This window comes from Haliea sp., assembly GCF_040222615.1.
In the GTDB taxonomy this organism is placed as follows: domain Bacteria; phylum Pseudomonadota; class Gammaproteobacteria; order Pseudomonadales; family Halieaceae; genus Haliea.
The window spans coordinates 1-4,938 of sequence record NZ_JAVKCQ010000220.1; the positions used below are offsets into that span (position 1 = coordinate 1).

Annotated in this window: 4 protein-coding genes and 1 tRNA gene; all 5 read left to right on the forward strand. The window is 62.9% G+C overall.

The features are described 5' to 3' along the window. Positions 1-452: 452 nt before the first annotated feature. The 5 genes from pheS to RJQ10_RS17570 all read left to right on the forward strand — a co-directional run bounded on the left by pheS (position 453) and on the right by RJQ10_RS17570 (position 4,669). Entirely contained in the window at positions 453-1,466 is a 1,014-nt protein-coding gene (gene pheS / locus RJQ10_RS17550; protein WP_350148681.1) for a phenylalanine--tRNA ligase subunit alpha, read from the forward strand. Positions 1,467-1,487: 21 nt separating this feature from the next. After that, entirely contained in the window at positions 1,488-3,887 is a 2,400-nt protein-coding gene (pheT, locus tag RJQ10_RS17555) for a phenylalanine--tRNA ligase subunit beta (RefSeq protein WP_350148682.1), read from the forward strand. A 5-nt stretch (positions 3,888-3,892) separates the two neighbouring features. Next, entirely contained in the window at positions 3,893-4,198 is a 306-nt protein-coding gene (ihfA, locus tag RJQ10_RS17560; protein WP_101521943.1) for an integration host factor subunit alpha, read from the forward strand. Then, positions 4,176-4,538 carry a MerR family transcriptional regulator gene (locus RJQ10_RS17565; protein WP_350148683.1) on the forward strand — a complete coding sequence of 121 codons (363 nt, stop codon included), beginning with the start codon at positions 4,176-4,178 and terminating at the stop codon, positions 4,536-4,538. The genes ihfA and RJQ10_RS17565 overlap by 23 nt, the downstream gene beginning before the upstream one ends. A 54-nt stretch (positions 4,539-4,592) precedes the next feature. Beyond that, positions 4,593-4,669: transfer RNA gene (locus RJQ10_RS17570), tRNA-Pro, on the forward strand. Positions 4,670-4,938: the final 269 nt, after the last annotated feature.

Sequence of the window (4,938 nt, forward strand, 5' to 3'; positions counted from 1 at the left end):
GCGCCGGACCGTAGGCGACATGGATGTCGCCTCCGAGCCCCCATGGAGAGCCCACCCCGCGTTATCGGGTGTGGGTTCACGGCGTGTCCGGAGCGGCCCTGCCAGCACGCCCCGGACTACCTTCTGTGCGCGGAACAGGCACCAAACAAACATTGCTGAGGGTGGTGGGTCTGGCACGGAGTTCGCGGCAGTGGCGGCTGGTAAGGTCGACCGGTAGCGGATGTGGCACAGAACGGAGCCCCGAGGGGGCAGGGAGAGGGTGCCGGGACTGTGTGAGACATGGATGTCGCGGGCGGCGATCCGCAACACAAGCCCCCATGGACGGGTTCACGGCGTGTCCCGGCACCCTCTCCCGGGCCGCTCGGGGCGGCTTAAGAACGATGATTCAAGGTTGCACGGACACGGTGCCACGCAGGACCGGTTCGTCAAGACACTGACAGCGGAAGGAACAGATGGAAAACCTGAAACCCCTCACCGAGGAAGCCAGGGCCGCGATTGCCGCCGCCACCGACAGCGCCGCGCTGGAACAGCTGCGGGTAGACTTCCTGGGCAAGAAAGGCCGCGTTACCGAGCTGCTCAAGGGCCTCGGCAAGTTGTCCGCCGAAGAGCGTCCGGCGGCGGGCGCCCTGATCAACGTGGCCAAGCAGGAGCTGCAGGATCTCATTGCGGAGCGCAAGGCGGTGCTGGAAGCGTCGGCTGTGGCTGAAAAGCTGGCGCGGGAGACACTCGATGTCACCCTGCCGGGCCGCGGTCAGAGTACCGGTGGCATCCACCCCGTAACCCGGACCATTGAGCGCATGGAGGATTTCTTCGGCGCCGTGGGCTTCGAGGTGGTGGAAGGTCCCGAGATAGAGGACGACTACCACAACTTCGAGGCGCTTAACATTCCCGCCCACCATCCGGCGCGGGCCATGCACGACACCTTCTATGTGGATCCGACCACGGTGCTGCGTACCCATACCTCGCCGGTGCAGGTTCGGGTGATGGAAAACAACAAACCGCCGCTGCGGGTGATCTGCCCGGGGCGGGTGTATCGCTGCGACTCTGACCTGACCCACACCCCCATGTTCCATCAGGTGGAGGGACTGCTGGTAGACGAACGCTCCAGCTTTGCGGACCTGAAAGGCCTGATCGAGGACTTCCTGCGGGTGTTCTTTGAGAAGGATCTGGCGGTGCGCTTCCGGCCATCCTACTTCCCCTTCACCGAACCCTCCGCGGAAGTGGACATCCAGTGCGTGAACTGCGGCGGCGCCGGCTGTCGGGTGTGCAGCCAGACCGGCTGGCTGGAGGTCATGGGCTGCGGGATGGTGCACCCGCGGGTGCTGGAGACCTCCGGCATCGACGCCGAGCGCTACACCGGCTTTGCCTTCGGTATGGGGGTGGAGCGGCTGGCAATGCTGCGCTACGGCGTCAACGACCTGCGCCTGTTCTTTGAAAACGACCTGCGCTTCCTCGAGCAGTTCTAGCAGACCACGGAGAATCAATCAGTGAAAATCAGCGAACAATGGCTGCGTGAGTGGGTTAATCCGCCGCTGTCCAGCGACGAACTGGCCCACCAGATCACCATGGCCGGGCTGGAAGTCGATGCCCTGGAGCCGGTGGCCGGAATCTTCAGCGGCGTGGTGGTGGCGGAGATTATCCAGGCCGAGCAGCACCCGGATGCGGACAAGCTGCGCGTATGTACGGTCAACGTCGGCGGCGAAACGGTACAGATCGTCTGCGGTGCGCCCAACGCCCGGGTCGGGCTGAGGGCACCGCTGGCTCGCATCGGTGCTGTGTTGCCCGGCGATTTCAAGATCAAGAAGGCCAAGCTGCGCGGCGTCGAATCCCAGGGCATGCTCTGCGCGGAGGCCGAGCTGGGCCTCTCCGATGCCAGTGCCGGCCTGATGGAATTGCCCGCCGACGCGCCCGTGGGCAGCGATCTGCGCGAGTATCTCCAGCTGGACGATCAGTTGATTGAAATAGGCCTGACGCCGAACCGGGCGGACTGTCTGGGCATTGCCGGCATTGCCCGGGAAGTGGGTCTGCTGAACGGACTGCCGGTCAAGGCGGTCAGCTGTGAACCCGTGTCCGCGGTCCTCGAGGACACTTTGCCCGTGCAGCTGGAAGCGCCGGAGCGTTGTCCGCGCTATGTCGGCAGGGTTATCCGCAATGTCGACATTTCGCGCCCGTCACCGCTGTGGCTGCAGGAGAAGCTGCGCCGCTGCGGGTTGCGCAGTATTGACGCGGTGGTGGATGTCACCAACTACATCCTGCTGGAGCTGGGCCAGCCCATGCACGCCTTCGACCTGGACCGGCTGCAGGGGGGCATCGTGGTCCGCACAGCCAAAGCGGGCGAAAGTCTCGCCCTGCTGGATGGCCAGACGGTTGAGCTGCGTGACGACACCCTGGTGATCGCTGACCACAGCGGCCCGGTGGCCATGGCGGGGATCATGGGCGGTGACCCGACCGCGGTGGACGAGGGCAGCCGTCACCTGTTCCTGGAGTCCGCGTTCTTTGCGCCGGGTGGTCTTGCCGGCCAGGCCCGCAGCTATGGCCTGCACACGGATTCCTCCCACCGCTTCGAGCGCGGGGTGGATTTCCGGCTGCAGCGCGAAGCCCTGGAGCGGGCGACCCGCCTGTTGCTGGACATCGTGGGCGGCGAGCCCGGTCCGGTCATCGAGGCCGTGGACGAGGCGCAACTGCCGGTGCGCGCGGACGTCGCGCTGCGCCGCGCCCGCATTCCCCGTCTGCTGGGTTTTGACCTGGCGGATACCGATGTGGAGCGGATCCTGTCGGGACTGGGTCTCGGTGTCACCGCAACTGCCGAGGGCTGGCTGTGCGGTGTCCCCAGCTGGCGTTTCGATCTCGCGATCGAAGCAGACCTGCTGGAAGAGCTGGCGCGGGTATACGGCTACAACCGCCTGCCGGTAAGCCATATCCAGGCCGATCTCGTCATTCCACCCAAGCCCGAGGCGAGTCTGTCGCTGCGCAGCCTGCGCCGCCACCTCAGTGCCCGCGGTTTCCGGGAGGCGATCACCTACAGCTTTATCGACCCGAAGCTGCAGCAGCTGTTTGATCCCGCAGTGGAACCGGTAGCGCTGGAAAACCCGATCTCCGCTGAAATGGCGGTGATGCGCAGCAGTCTGGTACCCGGCCTGGCCAGCGCCGTGCAGCGTAGCGCGCACCGCCAGCAGAACCGGGTGCGCCTGTTCGAGACCGGCCTGCGCTTTGTCCCCGGCGCCCGGGGAACAGGCCTGGCGGAACTGCGGCAGGTGCCCACCCTGGGCATGATCATCAGTGGCCCGCGGTTTGCGGAGTCCTGGTCCGTGGCTTCGGCGGCCGCGGATTTCTACGATCTCAAGGGTGATCTGGAGAGCCTGCTCGGGCTGGGGCGTTGCCAGGGCGAGTTTGCGTTCCGCGCCGCCGAGCACCCCGCCCTGCACCCGGGGCAGACTGCGGAGATAACCCGAACGGGGCAGGTGGTGGGTCGTATCGGTGCCCTGCATCCCGCCGTTTTGGCGGCTCTGGATATCAATGGCCCCGTGCTGGCCTGCGAAATGGATCTCGATGCGTTGCTGGAAGGCGTGCTGCCTGCATTTGCGGAATTGTCACGATTCCCCGAGGTTCGCCGGGATTTGGCGGTGTTGGTGGATAAAGCTGTCCCCGCGGCCACGCTGATGGAGAATGTTAAAGCTGTGGCAGGAGTTTACCTGCGTGAGTTAAGGTTATTTGATGTCTATGAAGGGAAAGGCATTGATCCTAAACGAAAAAGCCTTGCATTTGGTTTGACTTTCCGGGATCAATCGCGCACTCTTAGCGACGATGTTGTGAATGAGGCCATGAATCAAGTCATTGATTCCTTGGAAAAAAACTATAACGCTGAGCTCAGGAACCAGGCGCTGTAAAGACGATGACTGCCCTCACCAAATCCGAAATGGCCGAGCGCCTGTTTGAAGAGCTCGGGCTCAACAAGCGGGAAGCCAAGGAGATTGTTGAGCTGTTTTTCGAGGAGATTCGCGCCAGCCTCGAGGGCAATGAGCAGGTCAAGCTTTCCGGCTTCGGCAACTTTGACCTGCGAGACAAGAGCCAGCGCCCCGGTCGCAACCCCAAGACCGGGGAAGAAATTCCAATCTCTGCACGGCGGGTGGTAACCTTTCGTCCGGGGCAGAAGCTGAAGGCACGGGTAGAAGAGTATGCTGGAACCGAGTCACAATAACGAGCTGCCCGCGATTCCGGGCAAACGCTACTTCACTATAGGTGAGGTCAGCGAGCTGTGTGCGGTCAAGCCGCATGTCCTGCGTTACTGGGAGCAGGAATTCCCCCAGTTGAAGCCGGTCAAGCGGCGCGGCAATCGCCGTTACTACCAGCGTGAAGATGTCCTGACCATCCGCCAGATCCGCACCCTGTTGTACGATCAGGGCTACACCATCGGTGGCGCCCGGCAGCGTATGACCACGGAGGAGTCCGCTCCCCAGCAGCTGGACATGCAGGCAGTGATCAAGGAGACCATCGAAGAGCTGGAAGATGTGCTGAAGGTGCTCGCTCCGGGCAAATAGGCTTGTCATCAGGGGCCTATTCAGTATAATGCCGGCCTCGCATTCGCGACTTCTCGGGGCGTAGCGCAGCCTGGTAGCGCACCACACTGGGGGTGTGGTGGTCGCAGGTTCAAATCCTGCCGTCCCGACCAATTACCCATCCAACACCATCCGCAAACGTCCGCAAAGCCCTGTAAATCAGGGCTTTTTTGTCTATACTCATTCCATACCAGTCCGGGGGTATCCGGCAACATACCCCAAAAATGGGGGTATGTGTGGGGGCTCTACCCAATTAACAATGGGATGGACTCCTCCTCACCCACTTTCGGCATCAAGTGCCACACTGAGTGTGCTGTCCAACAGTCACCAGCGAGGAGGAGGAACCCGCGATGAAGATTAGTCGAGTTGGGGTAGATTTGGC

Bases quoted from the DNA above. Each gene is read 5' to 3' on its own strand.
- pheS (WP_350148681.1), top strand. From the start codon at position 453: ATGGAAAACCTGAAACCCCTCACCGAGGAAGCCAGGGCCGCGATTGCC.
- ihfA (WP_101521943.1), top strand. From the start codon at position 3,893: ATGACTGCCCTCACCAAATCCGAAATGGCCGAGCGCCTGTTTGAAGAG.
- RJQ10_RS17565 (WP_350148683.1), top strand. From the start codon at position 4,176: ATGCTGGAACCGAGTCACAATAACGAGCTGCCCGCGATTCCGGGCAAA.